A 17,234-nucleotide genomic window follows, 5' to 3' on the forward strand; every position below is an offset into this window, starting at 1 on the left:
TCATGCACTAAGAGTGAACCAGTTCGGGCTACTAAACCCGATCACTGAGAAATTCAGCGACCGGGCAACCTTAGAGAGCCCTACCCAGGCGCACAAGCCGGCGGATTCTGACGTACCTGTAGGTAACGGAGCAAGGCGCTGCCATCAACACCAGCCACTTCCTACAGCTACCGCCTAGGTACTCTCGCGCACCTTCAACTCAAACCCCATGTCCACCACCGGCCGGGCGATCTTGTTGCCCGCCATCACCGTCAACAAATGCTCTGCCGCCCGCCGGCCAATGGCTTCGCGCGGCGTGCTGATGCTGCTCAAGCGCGGCACCATGAACGAGGAAGACGGCAGGTCATTGAAGCCCAGCACCGAGATCTGCTCCGGCACCTTGATGCCATGGCGCAGCGCTTCCAGCAGCGCACCTTGAGCCAGGTCGTCGTTGCCAAAGAAGATCGCGTCCACATCCGGATGGCTGGCCAGCAACTGCAGGAACAATTCACCACCCAGGCCCAGCGACGATGGCCGTGGCGTCAACACTTCGAGTGCCGGGTCATACAACCCCGCCTGTTGCAGAGCGCGCCTGAAACCCTCACCGCGCAACAACGTGCGCTGGTCCAACTGAGCGCCAATGTAGGCCAACCGCTTGCGCCCCCGTGAGATCAAATGCGCCGCCGCTGTTTCCCCGGCGTTCAACTGCGAGAATCCTACGCAGTTCAGTCCGGCGCCCGGGTCCAGGTCCATCATGTACACACACGGCACATTGCTCGATTCCACCATGCGCCGGGCGCTTTCCGTACGGTCAAACCCGGTCAGCAGCAAACCCCGTGGCTGGTAGGCCATGTAGTTGCGCAGCAGGTCTTCTTCTTCGTCACGGGAATAGTGGGTGTTGCCGATCAGCACTTCAAAGCCCTTGGGCCGCAGCACCTGGTGGATGGCTTCCAGGGTTTCGATAAACAGCAGGTTGGACAGCGACGGCACCAACACCACCACCGACTGGCTCTGTGCCGAAGCCAATGCACGGGCGGCCGGGTTGACCACGTAGCTCAGTTCGGCGGCGGCTTTTTGCACTTTTTCCACCAGTTCGGTGGCCACGGTGCTGATGCCGCGCAAGGCCCGGGAGGCGGTAATCGGGCTGACGCCAGCCAGGCGGGCCACTTCATTGAGGGTAGGGCGGCCCGTGGTGCGGGTATTTTTATCGTTCTTGGGAGTCATCAGGCGGCTTGCCAAACAAAAATCGAGGCACTAAGGTAGCGCTGTCTCCAAGACCCTGCAAATTCTTGAACGTCGGGATGCCTGTTCCCGTTCAAACCTTTGGAGCAGATGCACGCGTCACTCCATAAAAATGACAAGACGGCGCGGGAAAAGCCTGTTTTTGCACTAGCCTTACAGCGTGCAAAGGTAGCGCTATCTGCGTCTTGAGGTGTTTCATGAGTCAACCTGTTACTGCCCTCGTGATCATGGGTGTTTCCGGCTGTGGCAAGTCCAGCGTCAGCGAGGCCCTGTGCCTGCTGAACGGCGCCACTGCCATCGAAGGCGACAGCTTTCACCCCGCCGCGAACATCGAAAAGATGAGCGCCGGCCATCCCCTTAACGACGAAGACCGCGCCGGCTGGCTCGACATCCTGTGCGATGAGCTGCGCCGCTCGCTTAAGGCTGGCGAGCATCCGGTGCTCACCTGTTCGGCCCTGAAGAAGAAATACCGCGACCACCTGCGCGAAGCCGCGCCGGGCCTGGGGTTTGTGTTTCTGGAGCTGACCCGCGAAGTCGCCGCCGACCGTGTATCCCATCGCCCCGGCCATTTCATGCCGGCCAGCCTCATAGACAGCCAGTTCGCCACCCTGGAATCCCCGGTGGGCGAGCCGTTGACCCTGGCCCTCAACGCCAGTGAAGACAGCGTTGAAGAACTGGCCGAGCAAACCAATGCCTGGTGGCTCGAACACGGCTTTGAACCAAACAAATAATTTTTTGCCGGACAAGATAGCGCTGTCCGCCTGCACTGAATTTTTTACCGGCTTTAATAACAACAACAAACAGGAGAGACCCCCATGTTTGGCTTGTCCCACGATACCTATCTGCTGCTCGATGCAGTGGTGACCATCATCGGCCTGATCGTGTTGATCACCCGGTTCAAAGTCCACCCGTTCATTGCGCTGATCATCGCCGCAGGCTTTCTCGGCCTGACCTCGGGCATGCCCGTGGACAAGATCATCAAGGCCTTCCAGGACGGCTTCGGCGGGGTGCTCGGCTTTGTCGGGATTATCCTCGCGCTGGGTACGATGCTCGGCAAGATGATGGCCGATTCCGGCGGTGCCGATCAGATCGCGCAAACCCTGGTGCGGGCCTTCGGCAAGGAGAAGGTGCAGTGGGCAATGATGTTCGCCGCGTTCCTGGTGGGCATTCCGCTGTTCTTCGAGATCGGTTTTGTGTTGCTGATCCCGCTGGTGTTTATCGTCGCGCGCCGTACCGGTGTGTCGCTGATCAAGATCGGCATTCCGCTGCTGGCCGGCCTGTCGGCGGTGCACGGCCTGGTGCCACCGCACCCGGGCCCGCTGCTGGCGATCGGCGTGTTCGGTGCCGACATCGGCAAGACCATTCTCTACGGCCTGATCGTCGCGCTGCCTACGGCGATCATCGCCGGCCCGCTCTACGGTTCGTTTATCGCCAAGTACATCCCGGGCAACCCGTCCCAGGAACTGGTGGACCAACTGGCCAGTGAGCAACCGGAATCCAAGACCCTGCCGAGCTTCAGCATCACCCTGATCACCGTGCTGTTGCCGGTGTTCCTGATGCTGCTGAAAACCTTCGCCGACGTCGCCCTGCCGGACGGCCATGTGATCCGCAACTGGATGGACATGATCGGTCACCCGATCACCGCCTTGCTGCTGGCCTTGCTGTTGTCGCTGTACACCTTTGGCCATCGCCAGGGCATTGGCTCCAAGCAAATCCTCAAGCTGCTCGACGCCAGCCTGGCGCCGACTGCAGCGATCATCCTGATCATCGGCGCCGGTGGTGGCTTCAAGCAGATGCTGGTGACCAGCGGCGTAGGTGATGTGATCGGCCATATGGCGGTGACCGCGCAGATCAACCCGATCCTGCTGGCCTGGCTGGTGGCGGCGGTGATTCGTGTGGCTACCGGTTCTGCGACGGTGGCGACCATTACCGGTGCCGGCATTGTAGTGCCGGTGGTAGGGATGATTCCGGGGGTGAACCGCGAGTTGCTGGTATTGGCGACGGGGGCGGGCTCGCTGGTGCTGTCTCACGTCAACGATGCGGGGTTCTGGCTGGTGAAGCAGTACTTCAATATGACCGTGGCCGAGACGTTCAAGACCTGGACGGCGATGGAGACCATTCTGTCGGTGGTGGCGTTGGGCTTTATCATGTTGCTGTCGCTGGTGGTCTAACAGGCACACCGCAAAACAAAATGTGGGAGCGGGCTTGCTCGCGAAGGCGGTGAATCAGTCGACATATGAGTTGACTGAACCACCGCCTTCGCGAGCAAGCCCGCTCCCACATTGATTGGGTTCCTGCCGTTGGATCGGGTCAGGCGTCAGCTTTCTTGACCAGCCCATCCGCCCGGAACATCGCCCGGATGCCCCGCACCGCCTGGCGAATCCGGTCCTGGTTTTCGATCAGTGCAAAGCGCACGTGGTCGTCACCATACTCACCAAAGCCAATCCCCGGCGACACACACACCTTCGCCTCAAGCAGCAGCTTCTTGGCAAACTCCAGCGAGCCCATCGCGGCATACGCCTCGGGAATCTTCGCCCAGACGTACATCGACGCCTTCGGGTTCTCGACCATCCAGCCCAGCTCATGCAGGCCTTTCACCAGCACGTTACGGCGCTGGCGGTACTGCTCGGCAATGTCTTTCACGCACTGCTGATCGCCTTCCAGCGCCGCAATCGCCGCCACTTGCAGCGGGGTGAAGGTGCCGTAGTCGTGGTAACTCTTGATCCGCGCCAGGGCGTTGACCAGTTCCGGGTTGCCCACCATGAAACCGATGCGCCAGCCGGCCATGTTGTAGCTCTTGGACAGGGTGAAAAACTCCACCGCGATGTCCTTGGCGCCCGGCACTTGCATGATCGACGGAGCTTTCCAGCCGTCGTAGACGATGTCGGCGTAGGCCAGGTCATGCACCACCAGCACATCGTACTGCTTGGCCAGGGCGATCACCCGTTCGAAGAAGTCCAGCTCCACGCACTGTGCGGTGGGGTTGGACGGGAAGCCGAGGATCATCATCTTCGGCTTGGGGATCGAGCCACGAATCGCACGTTCCAGTTCAGCGAAGAAGTCCACCCCCGGAATCAGCGGCACCGAACGCACCTGGGCGCCGGCAATCACGGCACCGTAGATGTGAATCGGGTAGCTGGGGTTGGGCACCAGCACCGTGTCGCCCTGGTCCAGGGTGGCCAGCATCAAGTGCGCCAGGCCTTCCTTGGAACCGATGGTCACGATGGCTTCTGTTTCCGGGTCGATGTCCACTTCGTAGCGGTCTTTGTACCAGCGCGAAATCGCCCGGCGCAGCCGCGGAATGCCTTTGGAAGTGGAGTAACCGTGGGTGTCTTCGCGTTGGGCGACGGTGACCATTTTTTCCACGATGTGCGGTGGAGTGGCGCCGTCCGGGTTACCCATGCTCAAGTCGATGATGTCTTCGCCGCGCCGACGCGCAGCCATCTTCAGCTCGGCAGTGATATTGAACACGTAAGGGGGGAGTCGATCTATGCGCGCAAAGCGGCGCGGCGAACGGGGTTCGGCCATTGTTGCCTCGAAATACGTAAGCGCCCGGAACCGTCCGAGCGACGTCGGCCACTGCGGTGGCCTGCGGGGCAGACAATACGGTCGATGATGGCCAATTGTCCAGATGCTGTGGGAAAAATTTCTGTTTGGAGTGCGACGGGGATATGCCCCTATACTCGACGCGGGTATGTTCCCTCATAAGAAGGAGACTGTTCAGATGGATCAACAGACAAAACTGCCGTTACAGCCGCGCATGGAAGAGGGCAAGGCCCTGGTGATCGCGGGTGTGCAAGGGCGTTATTCAAAGGCCACGATTGGCGATATTCCCAAGTTGTGGGAGCTGTTCGACAGCTGCTTCAAAGAGATCAAGAAACGCGTCGGCGGCGTGACCTATGGCGTGTGCTACAACGCCAAACACGATGAATTTGACTACCTGGCCGGCGTTGAAGTACCGGCCAAGGGCGATGTACCGAGCAACTTCCAGTCGATTGAAATCCCGGCCCATCGCTATGCCGTGTTCCCGCATTTTGGCCCGGTGCAGGCGCTGGCGCAGACCTATGAACGCATCATGTTCGAATGGCTGCCGGCCTCCGGGTACAAGGTGGTCGGGGCTGATTTTGAGCGCTACAGCGCCGATTTCGATGTGGGTAAAGGCACGGGCTCCGTGGAAATCTGGATCCCGATCAACGCCGAATCCGCCTGACCGCGCCACCGGCAGGAGCGAGCACGTTCGCTCCTGCAATGGCCTCTCAATACAGCGTGGCCTTGACCCGCTCCGGCATCTCGCGGTCATAGGCTTCGGCGTCGAACGCCCCATCATTCAAGCGCTTGTGAAACGCCCCGGCGGAGGGCAGTGCCGAGCGATCCAGATGCTTTTCCGGGTTCCAGCAATCGGAGCGCACAAAGGCTTTGGAGCAATGGAAATATGCCGCCTCCACCTGCACCAGAATCACCGAACGGGCCGCTTTGCCATTTACTGCAAAGCTCTCCAGCAACTCAGGCTCGATGGAAATCTGCGCCCGGCCATTGACCCGCAACGTCTCGCCAATGCCCGGGATGATGAACAGCAACGCTATACGCGGGTCCACCACCAGATTGCGCAGGGTGTCGAGGCGGTTATTCCCCGGCCGATCCGGAATCGCCAACGTGCGCTCGTCGATAATTCGTACAAAACCTGGCACGTCGCCACGGGGCGAACCGTCGATGCCGTCCGGGCCGGATGAACTCACCACCACCAAGGGTGACGCGCGGACCATGGCCTGGTAGTCCTCGTTGAGAAACGGGATTTCCTTGCGCACGGCCCGTTCGTGGGGGAGGCCGTAGAGGGATTCGAGTTGTTCCAGGGTTGTTAGCATCTTCACCAGCTCCTTATTGTTTAAAACACCCACGCCAACCGGCGCTCATACCCAATCCGCCCCTTATACGCCTCCCCGCTGTCCACCCAACCCTGCTGCAAATACAGCCCCATCGCCGCCACATTGTCCGTGTCCACCGACAGCTCCAGCGCCTTGATCTGCGGCCAAACCAGGCGCGCGGCGGCGGGGAGGGCTTGCAGGCAGGCTTTGCCAAACCCCAGGCCTTGCTGATGGCGATCGACTTGCAACGCATGCAGCGTGGCGCTGTGTTCATCCGCCCAATGGGGCAGGCAGGGTGGGCGTTTGAGCAGCAGGAAGGCCACGGGAATCTCGTCGGCGAGTAACGCAAAGCCTGTCACGCCAGGGTTCGGATTGACCAGCAGGGTGTTCAGCGCACAGTAGATATCGCCGGAAAAACCCAGTTGTTCGGGATGCACTTCCAGGGCGTTGAGTTGCTGTTGTTGCAGGGCAGTCAACGTCTGATAGGCGACGAGGCGGGTTTCCATCGGCGTAGCATCCGAAATCCTACAAAGAAGCGCGGATTCTAGCGGGTTTGCGGTAGTCGCAATTATTTTTTGCGGGACTGTCGATTGGCCCGGGGCTCAGTCGACTAAGGGTGTCTTCAGTGATTTTTCCCGCAAGGAGTATTGCCATGAGCACCGCAATCAGCAGCTTGATCGAACAATGGAAACAGGCGGTCACCGCCAAGGATGTCGAGAAGATTGTCAGCTTTTACGCCGACGATATCGTCGCGTTCGACGCCGTCAGCGCCCTGCAGTTCAAGGGCAAGGCCGCCTATCAGGCGCACTGGAAGGCGTGCATGGAGTTCTGCCCGGGCCCCGGGGTCTTTGACTTCCATGAGATGCGTATCGTCACCGGCGATAACAGCGCCTTTGCCCACTGGCTCGCGCACTGTGGCGGCACCGGGCCCGACGGCGTACTCAAGACCTGCTGGATGCGCGTCAGCGCCGGCTACCAGCGCGTTGGCGGCGAGTGGAAAGTGGTGCATGAACATTGGTCGGCACCGTTCGACATGGAAACCGGCGCCGGTCTGTTCGACCTGAAACCTTGAGCGCCGCGAACTATAGTCAGTTGTCCGAAAACGGAGAATCCCATGAAATACCTCTGCCTGATCTATAGCAACGAACAGGTGCTGCACGACTCGCCCGACAGCCCCAAGGACCCGGAATGTTTCGCCTATGGCCAATCCGTGCAGGCCAGCGGGCGCATGCTCGCCGCCGAGCCGCTGGAGTCGGTGAGCACCGCCACCACCGTGCGCATGCGCAATGGCAAGTTGTCGATCACCGACGGGCCGTTTGCCGAAACCAAGGAGCAGCTCGCCGGGTTTTACCTGATCGAAGCCAAGGACCTGAATGAAGCGATCCAGGTGGCCGGCGGCATACCGGCGGCCCGGGTCGGCAGTGTGGAAGTGCGCCCGGTGCGTGAATTGAATCTCTGATCACAACAATAAAACCCAGGAGGTTTCCCATGAGCATTCAACCCAAACCCGCCGAATTTGAACTGTCCATCAGTCGCTTGATTGATGCCCCTCGCAGCCGCGTGTTTCGCGCCTGGACCGAGCCAGCCTTGTTGCAGCAGTGGTGGGGCCCACACGGCATGACCACTCCCGAGTGCGAAATGGACCTTTGGGTGGGTGGGCAATTTCGCACGCTGATGCGCGCGCCGGACGGCAGCGAATACCCGACCCAGGGCGTATTCCTGGAGATTACCGCCCCCAGTCGGCTGGTGTTTACCGACGCCTTCACCCCCGGCTGGATCCCTTCGGGCCAGCCATTCATGACCGCCGAAGTCACCTTTGAAGAAGTCGGCGGCAAGACCCTGTACACCGCCCGCGCCATGCACTGGAGCGCCGAAACCAAGCAGGCCCACGAAGCCATGGGCTTTCACGAGGGCTGGGGACAGAGCCTCGACCGGCTGGTGACGCTGGTGACCGAAGGCCTGCGCGATTGACGGTGCAGGCCCGGGTTGAAGCGGTTTATCGCAGCGAATCGCGGCGCATCCTGGCGACCCTGATTCGCTTGCTTGGCGATTTCGACCTGGCTGAAGAAGCCTTGCACGAGGCGTTCTTGGTCGCAGTCGAGCGCTGGGGGCAGGACGGTGTGCCGGATAACCCCCGGGCCTGGCTGGTCTCGACCGGGCGCTTCAAGGCCATCGATCGTTTACGTCGCCAGGCGCGTTTTACCCCGTTGTTGCAGGCGCAAGCCGATGCGCTGGAAGCGGCAGACTGGAGCGTTGAAGACGTGGAAGACGACCGCCTGCGCCTGATCTTCACCTGCTGCCACCCGGCGCTGGCGGCGGATGCCCAAGCGGCGCTGACCTTGCGTGAGATCTGCGACCTCACCACCGAGGAAATCGCCCGGGCGTTTCTCGCCACGCCCACTAGCATCGCCCAGCGCATCGTGCGGGCCAAGGGCAAGATCCGCGAAGCGAAGATCCCCTATCAGGTGCCATCCCTGGCGGAGTTGCCCGAGCGCCTGGACAGTGTGCTGCGGGTGATTTACCTGGTGTTCAACGAAGGCTATTCGGCGTCCATGGGCGCCGACCTGACCCGTGAAGACCTGACCCGCGAAGCGATTCGCCTGGGCCGCTTGCTGATGGAGTTGTTGCCGGAGCCGGAAGTGATGGGCTTGCTGGCGCTGATGTTGCTCCACCAATCCCGGCGCCCGGCACGCACTTCGGCCGGCGGTGAGTTGGTGTTGCTGGATGAGCAGGACCGTTCGCTGTGGGATGCGTCGTTGATTGCTGAAGGATGCGCCCTGGTGGAGAAATCCCTGACCACACGCCGCTTCGGGCCCTACAGCCTGCAGGCAGCGATTGCGGCGGTACACGCTGAAGCCGTGAGCGCCGATGAGACTGATTGGCCGCAGATCGTCGGGCTGTATGACGTGTTGCTTGGAGCGATGCCATCGCCGGTGATCGAGCTGAATCGCGCGGTGGCCGTTGCGATGCGCGATGGAGCGCAGGCCGGTTTGCAATTGGTGGACGGCATTCTGGCGCGGGGGGAGTTGGTGGACTATCACCTGGCGTACTCGGCGCGGGGCGAGTTTTGTCGGCGATTGGGGCGAGTGGAGGACGCGCGGCGAGCGTTTGAACGGGCGCTGGCATTGACCCAGCAAGTGCCCGAAAAGCGCTTTATCGAGCGGCGTTTGGCCGAACTCAAATAGTGCAGGCGCCGGAGATCCAAATGTGGGAGCGGGCTTGCTCGCGAATGCGGTGTGTCAGTCAACATTTCAGTGACTGATCCACCGCATTCGCGAGCAAGCCCGCTCCCACATTTGTTCGATGTTGTCTTGATGAATGAGTTACGGCTGCTGACGCGTCGCCGCCAACACGATCTCGCGAATGCACACATGCTGCGGCTGCTGGTAGGCATAGGCAATCGCCGAAGCCACATCATCGGCGCTCAGCACGGTGCCGCCCATGTCCTGTTTCCACGCCTGGTAGCCGGTCTTGATGGCTTCGTCGGTGGTGTGGCTCAGCAGTTCGGTTTCCACCGCGCCCGGCGCAATGGTGATCACACGCACATTGTGCGGCGACATTTCTTCCCGCAGGTTTTCCGAAATTCCATGCACGGCGAACTTGGTGCCTACATAGGCGACGTGGTTGGGGAAGGTCTTGCGCCCGGCTACCGAGCTGACGTTGATGATGGTGCCGCCCTTGCGCTTGACCATGCTGCCAGCCACCGCATGGATGCCGTTCAGCAGGCCTTTCACGTTGACGTCGAGCATCTGCTCCCACTGTGCCGGGTCCTGTTCGCTGACCGCGCCCAGCAGCATCACGCCGGCATTGTTGATGAGTGCATCGGCCGGGCCGAATTGCGCTTCGGCTTCCTTCACCGCCGCCACCAGCGCAGCGCGATCGGTGATGTCGACACCGCGACACAAGGTGTTCGGCAACTCCAGCGCATTCAGCCGGTCGATGCGGCGGGCCAGCAGCAACAGCGGGTGGCCGGCGGCCGACAGCAAGCGCGCGGTGGCTTCGCCAATGCCCGAACTGGCGCCGGTGATGATGATCAATGGCTTGCTCATGATGGAACTCCTGAAATAAGAAAAACAAATAACTGAACGTGGCGCGCAGTATATTTAGCCCTCGACTGGCTGAAAAATGCCTTATTCCTCTGTCTGTCATCGGTATTAACTATGGATGTGCGTCATCTCAAGGCGTTTCTCGCGGTATTCGAGGAACGCAATATCACCGCCGCCGCCCAGCGCCTGTTCATCAGCCAGCCGACGTTGTCGGTGACTATCAAGCAACTGGAAGAAGAACTGGGCGTGGCGCTGTTTCTGCGCCAGCCTCGTGGGGTCGAGGTCAGTGACGAGGCGCGGGTGCTGTACCCGCAAGCCCGGCGCATGGTGGCCGAGGCCGACGCATTGAGCCGCTTGTTTCGCGGGCGCGAAAACCGCATCGCCCTGGAACTGGGGGTGGAAGGGGATATTGCCGACAGCCAGATCGAAACTTTCCTGCGCATGGCGCACCAGGGCCTGCCGGGTTTGCTGCTGACCTTGCAGGAAGGCTGCGAAGGAGAGGGGCGCCTGGCGGTAGAGGAAATGTGCTGCGAGGACGAATTATTCCTGCCGCTTTGGGAAGAGTCCTACGTGATGGCACTGCCGATTGCGCACCCGATGGCGGCGGGCGGCAAGGAGCAGGCCTGGGCGCCGATCGAAGACTGGATCACCTGCCCGCAGCATGATTCCCACCAACGGCTGATGGCCTTGTACGGCCGCTCGCCCCAGGCGGTGGCCGGGCATGCCGGTTCGTTGACCCAGGCGTTGCACATGGTGGCGGCCGGTGTCGGCGTGGCGATGTTGCCGCAGTCGCTGGCGGCGGAGCGGGCCGGGGTGGTGATTCGCCCTTGGCACCTGCCGGCACCGACGCGCCGGGTGGGGTTGTGCTTTGCCGCCCAGGCCCTGGAGTTGCCGGCGTTGCGGGCCTTGCATGAGTATTTCCAGAACAACCGCCCGCCGCAGATTGAAGCCGCCTGACGGCGCCTTTGAATGCACCGCAAATTCAATGTAGGAGCTGGCTTGCCTGCGATAGCGGTGGTGACTGACACACCGCTATCGCAGGCAAGCCAGCTCCCACATTTGATCTTCATCGTTGCGAATAGTGTGTTCCGGCGTTATTCCAGCATCTTGCCCAGCAACCAACTGCCGGCCGGGCCGGGCGGATGCTGGCGTGACCACAACGCGTCCACCGCCACCGAGCGCGGCCAGCCCCGGGCCTTGATTTCACACAGGTGGTCGCCGCCAAACCGCTCCACCAGCCAGCGCGGCAGCGGTGCCCAGCCAAAACCCAGCTGCGCCATTTCCATCAGCATCAGGTAACTGGGCGCTGACCACACTCGGCCCAGGCCGCGGGTTTCATTCGGGTTGATGATGCTCGCCAGGCGCAGTTCGCGGTGTTGTTCCAGGGTGTGCTGGTCGATGTCCGCAAGGTTCGCCAGCGGATGTCTGGGTGAGACAAACAGCGCGATTTCCGTGCGCTCTTCCACGGTGGTGCTGGTGAGGTCCGGCGGGTAAACCTCCTGCATCTCGATAAACGCAATCTGCGCCCGGCCACTTTGCACCAGGGCGATCAAGTCCTCGCATTCGGCGATCAGGCATTCCAGCTCCAAGTCCGGGTAGCGCTGCTCGAAGGCACTGAGGGCGGTTTCGAAACGGTCCGACTGGTACGTATCGGACATCGCGATACTCAGCTTCGGCTCCAATCCCTGGGATAACTGACTGGCCGCCAACTCCAGGCGGCTGCTGGCTTCCAACACCTGCTCGGCGCGTTGCAGCAGCACATGCCCGGCCGGGGTCAGCGTCGGCTTGCGGCTGCTGCGATCAAACAGCACCACATCCAGGTCAATCTCCAGGCTGGCCACCGCCGCGCTGACGGTGGACTGGCTCTTGCCCAGCTTGCGCGCCGCCGCTGAAAACGAACCGTGGGTCGCCGCCTGCACAAACGCCTGAAGCACTTCGTGGGATGCCATGACTATCGCCTTGATCGATGGTTACTGGTTATGAAGTATCGAGTCAAAGGGTAATGATGGCAACCATCGTCACTCACGGAGAACGGGTCATGACACCCACCAAGTCGATTACTGAACGCGTTTGGCAGGCCATTGGTTTTGAAGGTTTGGCCTTGTTGATCTGTACACCGCTGCTGGCGTGGATCATGGATAAACCGGCCCTGGAGATGGGCGTCGTGACCTTGGCCATCAGCCTTATGGCACTGGCCTGGAACGTGATTTTCAACGGCCTGTTCGACCGTCTCAAGGCGCGCCTGCAACTGTCTGGCGGGGTGTGGACCCGCGTGCTGCATGCGTTGATGTTTGAAGGCGGGCTGGTGGCGATCTGTGTGCCGTTGATTGCCTGGTGGCTGAACATCAGCCTGATGCAGGCGTTTATCCTCGACATCGGCGTGTTGCTGTTTTTCCTGCCATACACCTACGTGTATCACTGGGCGTATGACGCCGCGCGGGAGCGGATTATGCAGAAACGGATGCGCACCGCGTAGGAGTCCGGCTTGCCGGCGATGGCGATTTTGGATACGTCATCGCCGGCAAGCCAGCTCCTACAGGGGTTGTAGGGCGGCCACAAAATCGAGGAATGCCCGCACCTTGGCCGCCGGCAAATGCCGCGACGGGTAGAAGGCATACAACGGGAAACGCTCGTCGGGCCAGTCGGGAAACAACTCGATCAACGCGCCGGATTTCAGCGCCGGTGCCAGCCCAAGGTCGAGCATTTGCGCCACTGCATGGCCGTGTTCGCACACGCTGTACAAGGTCCCTGCGTCGTTGACCACCAGCCGCCCGCTGGTGGCGATGTTGACCTGCTCGCCCGGCCGGTGGAATTCCCAGCCAAACGGCCGGCCGGTCTGGGAGTCGCGAAAGTCGATGCACACGTGCTGGCCGTCTTCCAGGTCCTTGGGGTGTGAAGGGCGACCATGCCGCTCGAGATAAGCTGGCGAGGCCAACGTCAGCACTCGCACTTCCATCAGCTTGCGGGCGATCAGCGAGGACGATTGCGGAATGCCAAAACGGATGGCCAGGTCAAAGCCATCCGCCACCAGGTCCCCGAGTTGATCCCGCGTGTGCAGGTCCAACTGCAGCTGCGGGTATTGGCTCATGAATTCACCCAGCACCGGCCCCAGCACCAGCCGCGAAAAGTACGGGTCGATGTTCACCCGCAACCGCCCGCGAACCGTCAGGGCGCTGTCGGCCGCCGAGCTGGCGGCTTCTTCCAGGCCGGCCAGCAGGGGGGCGATTTCCTGGTAGAAACGCCGACCTTCGTCGGTCAATTGCACCGAGCGGGTAGTGCGGTCGAACAGGCGGATGCCCAAGCGTTTTTCCAGCCGCGAAATAGCCCGGCTGACCCCCGAAGGCGTCATCTCGAGGCTGTCGGCGGCGCGGGCGAAACTGCCGCTGTCGACCACGGCGGCCAGTACGCCCATGCCACCGGCCAGTCCTGGATCAAAACTCATGGGTGATTGCCTGTCAGGTATCCGAAAGCATTGATGCTAGCGGAGAATCCGAGCGCGTTACAGAAACATCCCGCCCGAGGCCTCGACCCGTTGCCCGGTGATCCAGTTGCTGCCGTCGGCCAGCAGGGTGGAAATCGCCCCGCCGATATCATCCGGCAAGCCTGCGCGACCGAGGGCGGTGTTGTTGGCGACCATCGCGTTCACGTCCGGATTGTCGCGCACCACGCCGCCGCTGAAGTCGGTGGCAATCGCGCCGGGGGCCAGGGTGTTCACGGTGATGCCACGGGCACCCAGTTCCTTGGCCTGGTAGCGGGTCAGCACTTCCACCGCGCCTTTCATCGAGGCATAGGCCGAATAACCCGGCAGGCTGAAGCGCGCCAGGCCGCTGGAGATATTGATGATGCGGCCACCGTCGCTGATCAGCGGCAGCAGTTTCTGGGTCAGGAAAAACGGGCCCTTGAAGTGGATCGCCACCAGTTGGTCGAACTGCGCTTCGGTGGTGTCGGCGAAGCTGGCGTGGGCGCCGATCCCGGCGTTGTTGATCAGGAAGTTGAAGTGCGCCTGGCCGAATACGTCCTTCAATACCGAGCCGACCTGGGCGGTGAACGCATCGAAGGTGGAACTCTGGCTGACGTCCAGTTGCAGCATGGCCGCCTTGCCGCCCAGCGCTTCGACTTGGGCGACCACGGCCTGGGCTTCGTCCGCCGCGCTGTTGTAGGTACCGATAATGTCGACGCCTTGTGCCGCCAGGTGCAGCGCAGCGCTTTTGCCCAGGCCGCGGCTGGCGCCGGTGATGAGTGCGATTTTACGGGTCATGGTGAAGTCCTCGAGGGTGTGATGGTTCGTGGGACTGAGTGTATTTGTCCGGCCATAACGTGATAAACAGAGCTATGCCGGAATCACTGGCCGGATAAGGCGAACAATCCCATGAACAAACTAGAGTTGCTGCGTACCTTCGTGCGCGTTGCCGAACTGTCGAGTTTCACCCAGGCGGGCGAGAGCCTGGGCTTGCCGCGCTCCACGGTTTCCGAGCATGTGCAGGCGCTGGAAGAGTTGCTGGGCGCGCGCCTGTTGCAGCGCACCACGCGCAAGGTTCAGGCGACCCAGGACGGGCGCGTGCTGTATGAGCGCAGCAAGGATTTGCTGTCGCACATGGAAGAGCTGGAAGGCTTGTTTCGCCAGGATGAAGCGCAGCTGGCGGGGCGCATTCGGGTGGACATGCCCAATGTCATGGCCCGGGAATTGATCCTGCCGCGCCTGCCCGAGTTCATGGACCTGCACCCGCTGATCGAGCTGGAAATCAGCAGCACCGACCGCCAGGTTGATTTGCTGGCGGAAGGTTTCGACTGCGTCTTGCGCGTCGGTGCGCAACCGGACCAGTCGGTGGTAGCCCGCTTGTTGTGCAGCATGCCGATGATCAATTGCGCCAGTGCTGCGTACCTGAAACGCCACGGCGTACCCAGGACGCTCGCTGATTTGGCTCACCATCAACTGGTGCATTACGTACGCCCGCTGGGCTCACGTTCCCCAGGGTTTGAATACGTACAAGGCAACAAGGTGCAGCGGATTCCCATGGCCGGGCGCGTCACGGTCAACAGCACCGACGCTTACCGGGCGGCGTGCATCGGTGGCTTTGGCCTGACCCAGGTGCCCGCCCTGGGCATTCACGATCAACTGGCCAGCGGCGAGTTGGTGGCGGTGCTGCCGGACTATCCGGCGCCGGCACTGGACGTGTCCCTGCTGTACGCCGGCCAACGGCATTTGCCGCTGCGGGTGCGGGTGTTCATGGATTGGCTGGCCGCTACCTTGCAGGCTGCTTTCAACGCCGGGCAGACAACTGCTGCGGCGCCAGGAATGCATCATGGAAGTAATCCCGAAACGCCTGCATCGCCGGCGTGAAATCGCGCTCGCGGTGCCAGGCCAGGCCGACGCTCATGGGCGTGACCTTGTCGGTGACGCTCACGGTTTCGATGCGTTTGCCTTCCAGTGACCACGGGCGATGCACCAGGTCTGACAAGATCGCCACGCCGCTGCCGTTGGCGACCATGCTGCGTACTGCCTCCACCGAACTGGTGCGCAGCCGCACCTTGGGGATTTGCCCGGCCTGTTCCCAGTAGCGCATGGCGCTTTGTTCGGCTTCGTCGACGGTGAGGAAAATGTACGGCTCCCTGGCCACATCGGCGAGGCTCACGGCGGGGCGTTCGCACAACGGGTGATGGCTGGGCAGCCACAGGCGGCGTTCGGAGTTGAAGAGGATTTCCGAGACGATATCCGCGTGGGTGAGGTTGGCGGTGAGCACCACAGCCATGTCGAACTGGCCGTTGAGCAGGCCGTGTTCGATGGCCTGGCGTTCCTGTTCGAACACCTCGATGGTCACGTCCGGGTGCCAGTGTTCCATGCGCTGCAAGTGGTGCGGCAGGAAGTAACCGAGCACGGTGTAGCTGGCGGCCACCCGCAATACGCCGCTGGCGCGGTAGTCCGGCAGCGGGCTGTTCAGGGCATCGTCGACGCTGCGCACAATCACATACGCCCGGTTGAGGAAATGCCGCCCGGCGTCGGTCAGGCTCATGCCCTGGGCCGAGCGCACGAATAGCTGCGCGCCGAGCATCGCTTCCAGCTCCTTGATCGCGGTGGTCACCGCCGATTGGGAGATGTTCAGGTGAATCGCCGCCTGGGAGATCTGGCCGATTTCGGCGGTGGCGACGAAGTAGCGGATTTGGCGCAGGGTCAGGGACATTGTTTCTCCGCTCGCTCCCACGCTCTGCGTGGGAACGATCAGTATCTGGTATCTGATTTTCAGAAGATGGGCCATCTGATAATAGATCTTCCCAAGGGGTCAAGGGGCAGCCTAATTTCCATCGCAAGAACTTCAACGGAGCGACCCCGATGCAGGCAGTGGATTTCAATTCGGACATGGGCGAAGGCTTCGGCCCCTGGACCATCGGCGATGGCGTCGACAGTGAACTGATGGCCTACATCAGCTCGGCCAACATCGCCACCGGCTTTCACGCCGGCGACCCGGGCACCATGCGCCGTACCGTCGAACGCGCCAAGCAGTTGGGCGTGGCGATTGGCGCGCACCCGGGTTTTCGCGACCTCGTAGGTTTCGGCCGACGCCATATCAACGCCCCGGCCCAGGAGCTGGTGGACGACATGCTCTATCAGCTCGGCGCCCTGCGGGAAATCGCCCGGGTGCAGGGCCTCACGCTGCAACACATCAAGCCCCACGGCGCGCTGTATATGCACCTGGCGCGGGATGAAGAAGCGGCGCGGTTGCTGGTGGAAAACCTGCAACGGCTGGAGCCCACGCTGCTGCTGTATTGCATGCCGAATTCGGTGATCTGGCGTATCGCCAAGGAACTCGGCCAGCCAGTGGTGCGGGAGTTTTACGCCGACCGTGAGTACGATCTCACCGGCTCCATCGTGTTTACCCGCAATGTGCGGGCGCTGGATCCGGCGACGGTTGCGGCGCGTGTCCTGCGTGCCTGCCAGACCGGCCTGGTGCGCACGGTTGAAGGCGAAGACCTGTTTATCGAATTTGATTCCATTTGCCTGCACAGCGACACCCCCGGCGCCCTTGAACTGGTGGAAGCCACCCGTGAAGCGCTGGATCAGGCGGGCATCGAAGTACGCACACCCCGCTGACCGACACCGGTGCCCAGA

Annotated in this window: 20 protein-coding genes; 11 read left to right on the forward strand and 9 right to left on the reverse strand. The window is 61.7% G+C overall.

Translation table 11 applies throughout. The features are described from left to right. Nucleotides 1-174: 174 nt before the first annotated feature. The gene (locus tag HX815_RS00295; RefSeq protein ID WP_167665540.1) at nt 175-1,206 is read right to left on the reverse strand and encodes a LacI family DNA-binding transcriptional regulator; all 1,032 of its coding nucleotides are present in this window, start codon (nt 1,204-1,206) and stop codon (nt 175-177) included. Between the two features lie 212 nt (nt 1,207-1,418). Between HX815_RS00295 and HX815_RS00300 the strand changes: the two genes are divergently transcribed. Both HX815_RS00300 and HX815_RS00305 read left to right on the forward strand, forming a co-directional pair. After that, complete coding sequence (locus HX815_RS00300) at nt 1,419-1,952, forward strand: gluconokinase (protein ID WP_087693163.1); 534 nt, start codon at nt 1,419-1,421, stop codon at nt 1,950-1,952. Between the two features lie 84 nt (nt 1,953-2,036). Then, entirely contained in the window at nt 2,037-3,392 is a 1,356-nt protein-coding gene (locus HX815_RS00305) for a GntP family permease (protein ID WP_008431626.1), read from the forward strand. Nucleotides 3,393-3,531: 139 nt separating this feature from the next. Here HX815_RS00305 and alaC read toward each other — a convergent pair whose 3' ends face one another. Further along, complete coding sequence (gene alaC, locus HX815_RS00310; protein ID WP_003213096.1) at nt 3,532-4,749, reverse strand: alanine transaminase; 1,218 nt, start codon at nt 4,747-4,749, stop codon at nt 3,532-3,534. Between the two features lie 196 nt (nt 4,750-4,945). On the opposite strand from alaC, the gene HX815_RS00315 reads away from it, so the two are divergent. Then, entirely contained in the window at nt 4,946-5,431 is a 486-nt protein-coding gene (locus tag HX815_RS00315) for a GyrI-like domain-containing protein (protein WP_003213098.1), read from the forward strand. Nucleotides 5,432-5,477: 46 nt separating this feature from the next. Here HX815_RS00315 and HX815_RS00320 read toward each other — a convergent pair whose 3' ends face one another. Both HX815_RS00320 and HX815_RS00325 read right to left on the reverse strand, forming a co-directional pair. Further along, complete coding sequence (locus tag HX815_RS00320; RefSeq protein WP_063027754.1) at nt 5,478-6,083, reverse strand: pyridoxamine 5'-phosphate oxidase family protein; 606 nt, start codon at nt 6,081-6,083, stop codon at nt 5,478-5,480. Between the two features lie 20 nt (nt 6,084-6,103). Then, nucleotides 6,104-6,589, reverse strand: a complete 486-nt coding sequence (locus HX815_RS00325; RefSeq protein ID WP_177027656.1) for an N-acetyltransferase — start codon at nt 6,587-6,589, stop codon at nt 6,104-6,106. A 146-nt stretch (nt 6,590-6,735) separates the two neighbouring features. Between HX815_RS00325 and HX815_RS00330 the strand changes: the two genes are divergently transcribed. From HX815_RS00330 to HX815_RS00345, 4 genes are read left to right on the forward strand one after another with little or no spacing between them, the layout of a single operon-like run. After that, nucleotides 6,736-7,155: a nuclear transport factor 2 family protein gene (locus tag HX815_RS00330; RefSeq protein WP_177027657.1), complete on the forward strand. Its 420-nt coding sequence runs from the start codon at nt 6,736-6,738 to the stop codon at nt 7,153-7,155. A gap of 42 nt (nt 7,156-7,197) precedes the next feature. Then, nucleotides 7,198-7,542, forward strand: coding sequence for a YciI family protein (locus tag HX815_RS00335; protein WP_003213107.1), 345 nt, complete (start codon nt 7,198-7,200; stop codon nt 7,540-7,542). 29 nt (nt 7,543-7,571) lie between these two features. Continuing rightward, nucleotides 7,572-8,054 (forward strand): SRPBCC family protein, encoded by a 483-nt coding sequence (locus tag HX815_RS00340; protein ID WP_177027658.1) that lies wholly within the window; start codon nt 7,572-7,574, stop codon nt 8,052-8,054. A gap of 2 nt (nt 8,055-8,056) precedes the next feature. Then, nucleotides 8,057-9,268, forward strand: coding sequence for an RNA polymerase sigma factor (locus HX815_RS00345; RefSeq protein ID WP_177027742.1), 1,212 nt, complete (start codon nt 8,057-8,059; stop codon nt 9,266-9,268). 138 nt (nt 9,269-9,406) lie between these two features. Here the strand turns inward: HX815_RS00345 and HX815_RS00350 are convergent, their stop codons facing one another. Further along, on the reverse strand, nt 9,407-10,132 hold the full coding sequence (locus HX815_RS00350) for an SDR family oxidoreductase (RefSeq protein ID WP_102369745.1): 726 nt from the start codon (nt 10,130-10,132) through the stop codon (nt 9,407-9,409). Nucleotides 10,133-10,243: 111 nt separating this feature from the next. Between HX815_RS00350 and HX815_RS00355 the strand changes: the two genes are divergently transcribed. After that, complete coding sequence (locus tag HX815_RS00355; protein WP_003211429.1) at nt 10,244-11,086, forward strand: LysR family transcriptional regulator; 843 nt, start codon at nt 10,244-10,246, stop codon at nt 11,084-11,086. A gap of 137 nt (nt 11,087-11,223) precedes the next feature. On the opposite strand, the gene HX815_RS00360 is transcribed toward HX815_RS00355, so the two are convergent. Further along, nucleotides 11,224-12,078, reverse strand: coding sequence for a LysR family transcriptional regulator (locus HX815_RS00360; RefSeq protein WP_102369744.1), 855 nt, complete (start codon nt 12,076-12,078; stop codon nt 11,224-11,226). Nucleotides 12,079-12,167: 89 nt separating this feature from the next. Between HX815_RS00360 and HX815_RS00365 the strand changes: the two genes are divergently transcribed. Beyond that, the gene (locus HX815_RS00365) at nt 12,168-12,605 is read left to right on the forward strand and encodes a multidrug/biocide efflux PACE transporter (protein WP_087693157.1); all 438 of its coding nucleotides are present in this window, start codon (nt 12,168-12,170) and stop codon (nt 12,603-12,605) included. A gap of 57 nt (nt 12,606-12,662) precedes the next feature. Here the strand turns inward: HX815_RS00365 and HX815_RS00370 are convergent, their stop codons facing one another. Together HX815_RS00370 and HX815_RS00375 are read right to left on the reverse strand one after the other, a co-directional pair. Further along, nucleotides 12,663-13,571, reverse strand: coding sequence for a LysR family transcriptional regulator (locus HX815_RS00370; RefSeq protein ID WP_003211434.1), 909 nt, complete (start codon nt 13,569-13,571; stop codon nt 12,663-12,665). 57 nt (nt 13,572-13,628) lie between these two features. Then, nucleotides 13,629-14,387 carry an SDR family NAD(P)-dependent oxidoreductase gene (locus HX815_RS00375; protein WP_177027659.1) on the reverse strand — a complete coding sequence of 253 codons (759 nt, stop codon included), beginning with the start codon at nt 14,385-14,387 and terminating at the stop codon, nt 13,629-13,631. A 111-nt stretch (nt 14,388-14,498) separates the two neighbouring features. Between HX815_RS00375 and HX815_RS00380 the strand changes: the two genes are divergently transcribed. Beyond that, a complete protein-coding gene (locus HX815_RS00380) occupies nt 14,499-15,470 on the forward strand; it encodes a LysR family transcriptional regulator (protein WP_008432970.1) in 972 nt (323 codons plus the stop codon). Here the strand turns inward: HX815_RS00380 and HX815_RS00385 are convergent. After that, nucleotides 15,391-16,308 (reverse strand): LysR family transcriptional regulator, encoded by a 918-nt coding sequence (locus HX815_RS00385; RefSeq protein ID WP_087693153.1) that lies wholly within the window; start codon nt 16,306-16,308, stop codon nt 15,391-15,393. The genes HX815_RS00380 and HX815_RS00385 overlap by 80 nt on opposite strands. A 149-nt stretch (nt 16,309-16,457) precedes the next feature. Between HX815_RS00385 and HX815_RS00390 the strand changes: the two genes are divergently transcribed. Continuing rightward, nucleotides 16,458-17,216: a 5-oxoprolinase subunit PxpA gene (locus HX815_RS00390; RefSeq protein WP_003211441.1), complete on the forward strand. Its 759-nt coding sequence runs from the start codon at nt 16,458-16,460 to the stop codon at nt 17,214-17,216. The last annotated feature ends 18 nt before the right edge of the window (nt 17,217-17,234 follow it).

This window comes from Pseudomonas sp. E6002 (genome assembly GCF_013385565.1).
In the GTDB taxonomy this organism is placed as follows: domain Bacteria; phylum Pseudomonadota; class Gammaproteobacteria; order Pseudomonadales; family Pseudomonadaceae; genus Aquipseudomonas.

Coding starts and splice junctions, on each gene's coding strand:
- HX815_RS00320 (WP_063027754.1), bottom strand. CDS start 6,083: ATGCTAACAACCCTGGAACAACTCGAATCCCTCTACGGCCTCCCCCAC.
- HX815_RS00370 (WP_003211434.1), bottom strand. CDS start 13,571: ATGAGTTTTGATCCAGGACTGGCCGGTGGCATGGGCGTACTGGCCGCC.
- HX815_RS00300 (WP_087693163.1), top strand. CDS start 1,419: ATGAGTCAACCTGTTACTGCCCTCGTGATCATGGGTGTTTCCGGCTGT.
- HX815_RS00360 (WP_102369744.1), bottom strand. CDS start 12,078: ATGGCATCCCACGAAGTGCTTCAGGCGTTTGTGCAGGCGGCGACCCAC.
- HX815_RS00355 (WP_003211429.1), top strand. CDS start 10,244: ATGGATGTGCGTCATCTCAAGGCGTTTCTCGCGGTATTCGAGGAACGC.
- HX815_RS00385 (WP_087693153.1), bottom strand. CDS start 16,308: ATGTCCCTGACCCTGCGCCAAATCCGCTACTTCGTCGCCACCGCCGAA.
- HX815_RS00315 (WP_003213098.1), top strand. CDS start 4,946: ATGGATCAACAGACAAAACTGCCGTTACAGCCGCGCATGGAAGAGGGC.
- alaC (WP_003213096.1), bottom strand. CDS start 4,749: ATGGCCGAACCCCGTTCGCCGCGCCGCTTTGCGCGCATAGATCGACTC.
- HX815_RS00325 (WP_177027656.1), bottom strand. CDS start 6,589: ATGGAAACCCGCCTCGTCGCCTATCAGACGTTGACTGCCCTGCAACAA.
- HX815_RS00330 (WP_177027657.1), top strand. CDS start 6,736: ATGAGCACCGCAATCAGCAGCTTGATCGAACAATGGAAACAGGCGGTC.
- HX815_RS00350 (WP_102369745.1), bottom strand. CDS start 10,132: ATGAGCAAGCCATTGATCATCATCACCGGCGCCAGTTCGGGCATTGGC.
- HX815_RS00380 (WP_008432970.1), top strand. CDS start 14,499: ATGAACAAACTAGAGTTGCTGCGTACCTTCGTGCGCGTTGCCGAACTG.
- HX815_RS00375 (WP_177027659.1), bottom strand. CDS start 14,387: ATGACCCGTAAAATCGCACTCATCACCGGCGCCAGCCGCGGCCTGGGC.
- HX815_RS00365 (WP_087693157.1), top strand. CDS start 12,168: ATGACACCCACCAAGTCGATTACTGAACGCGTTTGGCAGGCCATTGGT.
- HX815_RS00305 (WP_008431626.1), top strand. CDS start 2,037: ATGTTTGGCTTGTCCCACGATACCTATCTGCTGCTCGATGCAGTGGTG.
- HX815_RS00335 (WP_003213107.1), top strand. CDS start 7,198: ATGAAATACCTCTGCCTGATCTATAGCAACGAACAGGTGCTGCACGAC.
- HX815_RS00390 (WP_003211441.1), top strand. CDS start 16,458: ATGCAGGCAGTGGATTTCAATTCGGACATGGGCGAAGGCTTCGGCCCC.
- HX815_RS00340 (WP_177027658.1), top strand. CDS start 7,572: ATGAGCATTCAACCCAAACCCGCCGAATTTGAACTGTCCATCAGTCGC.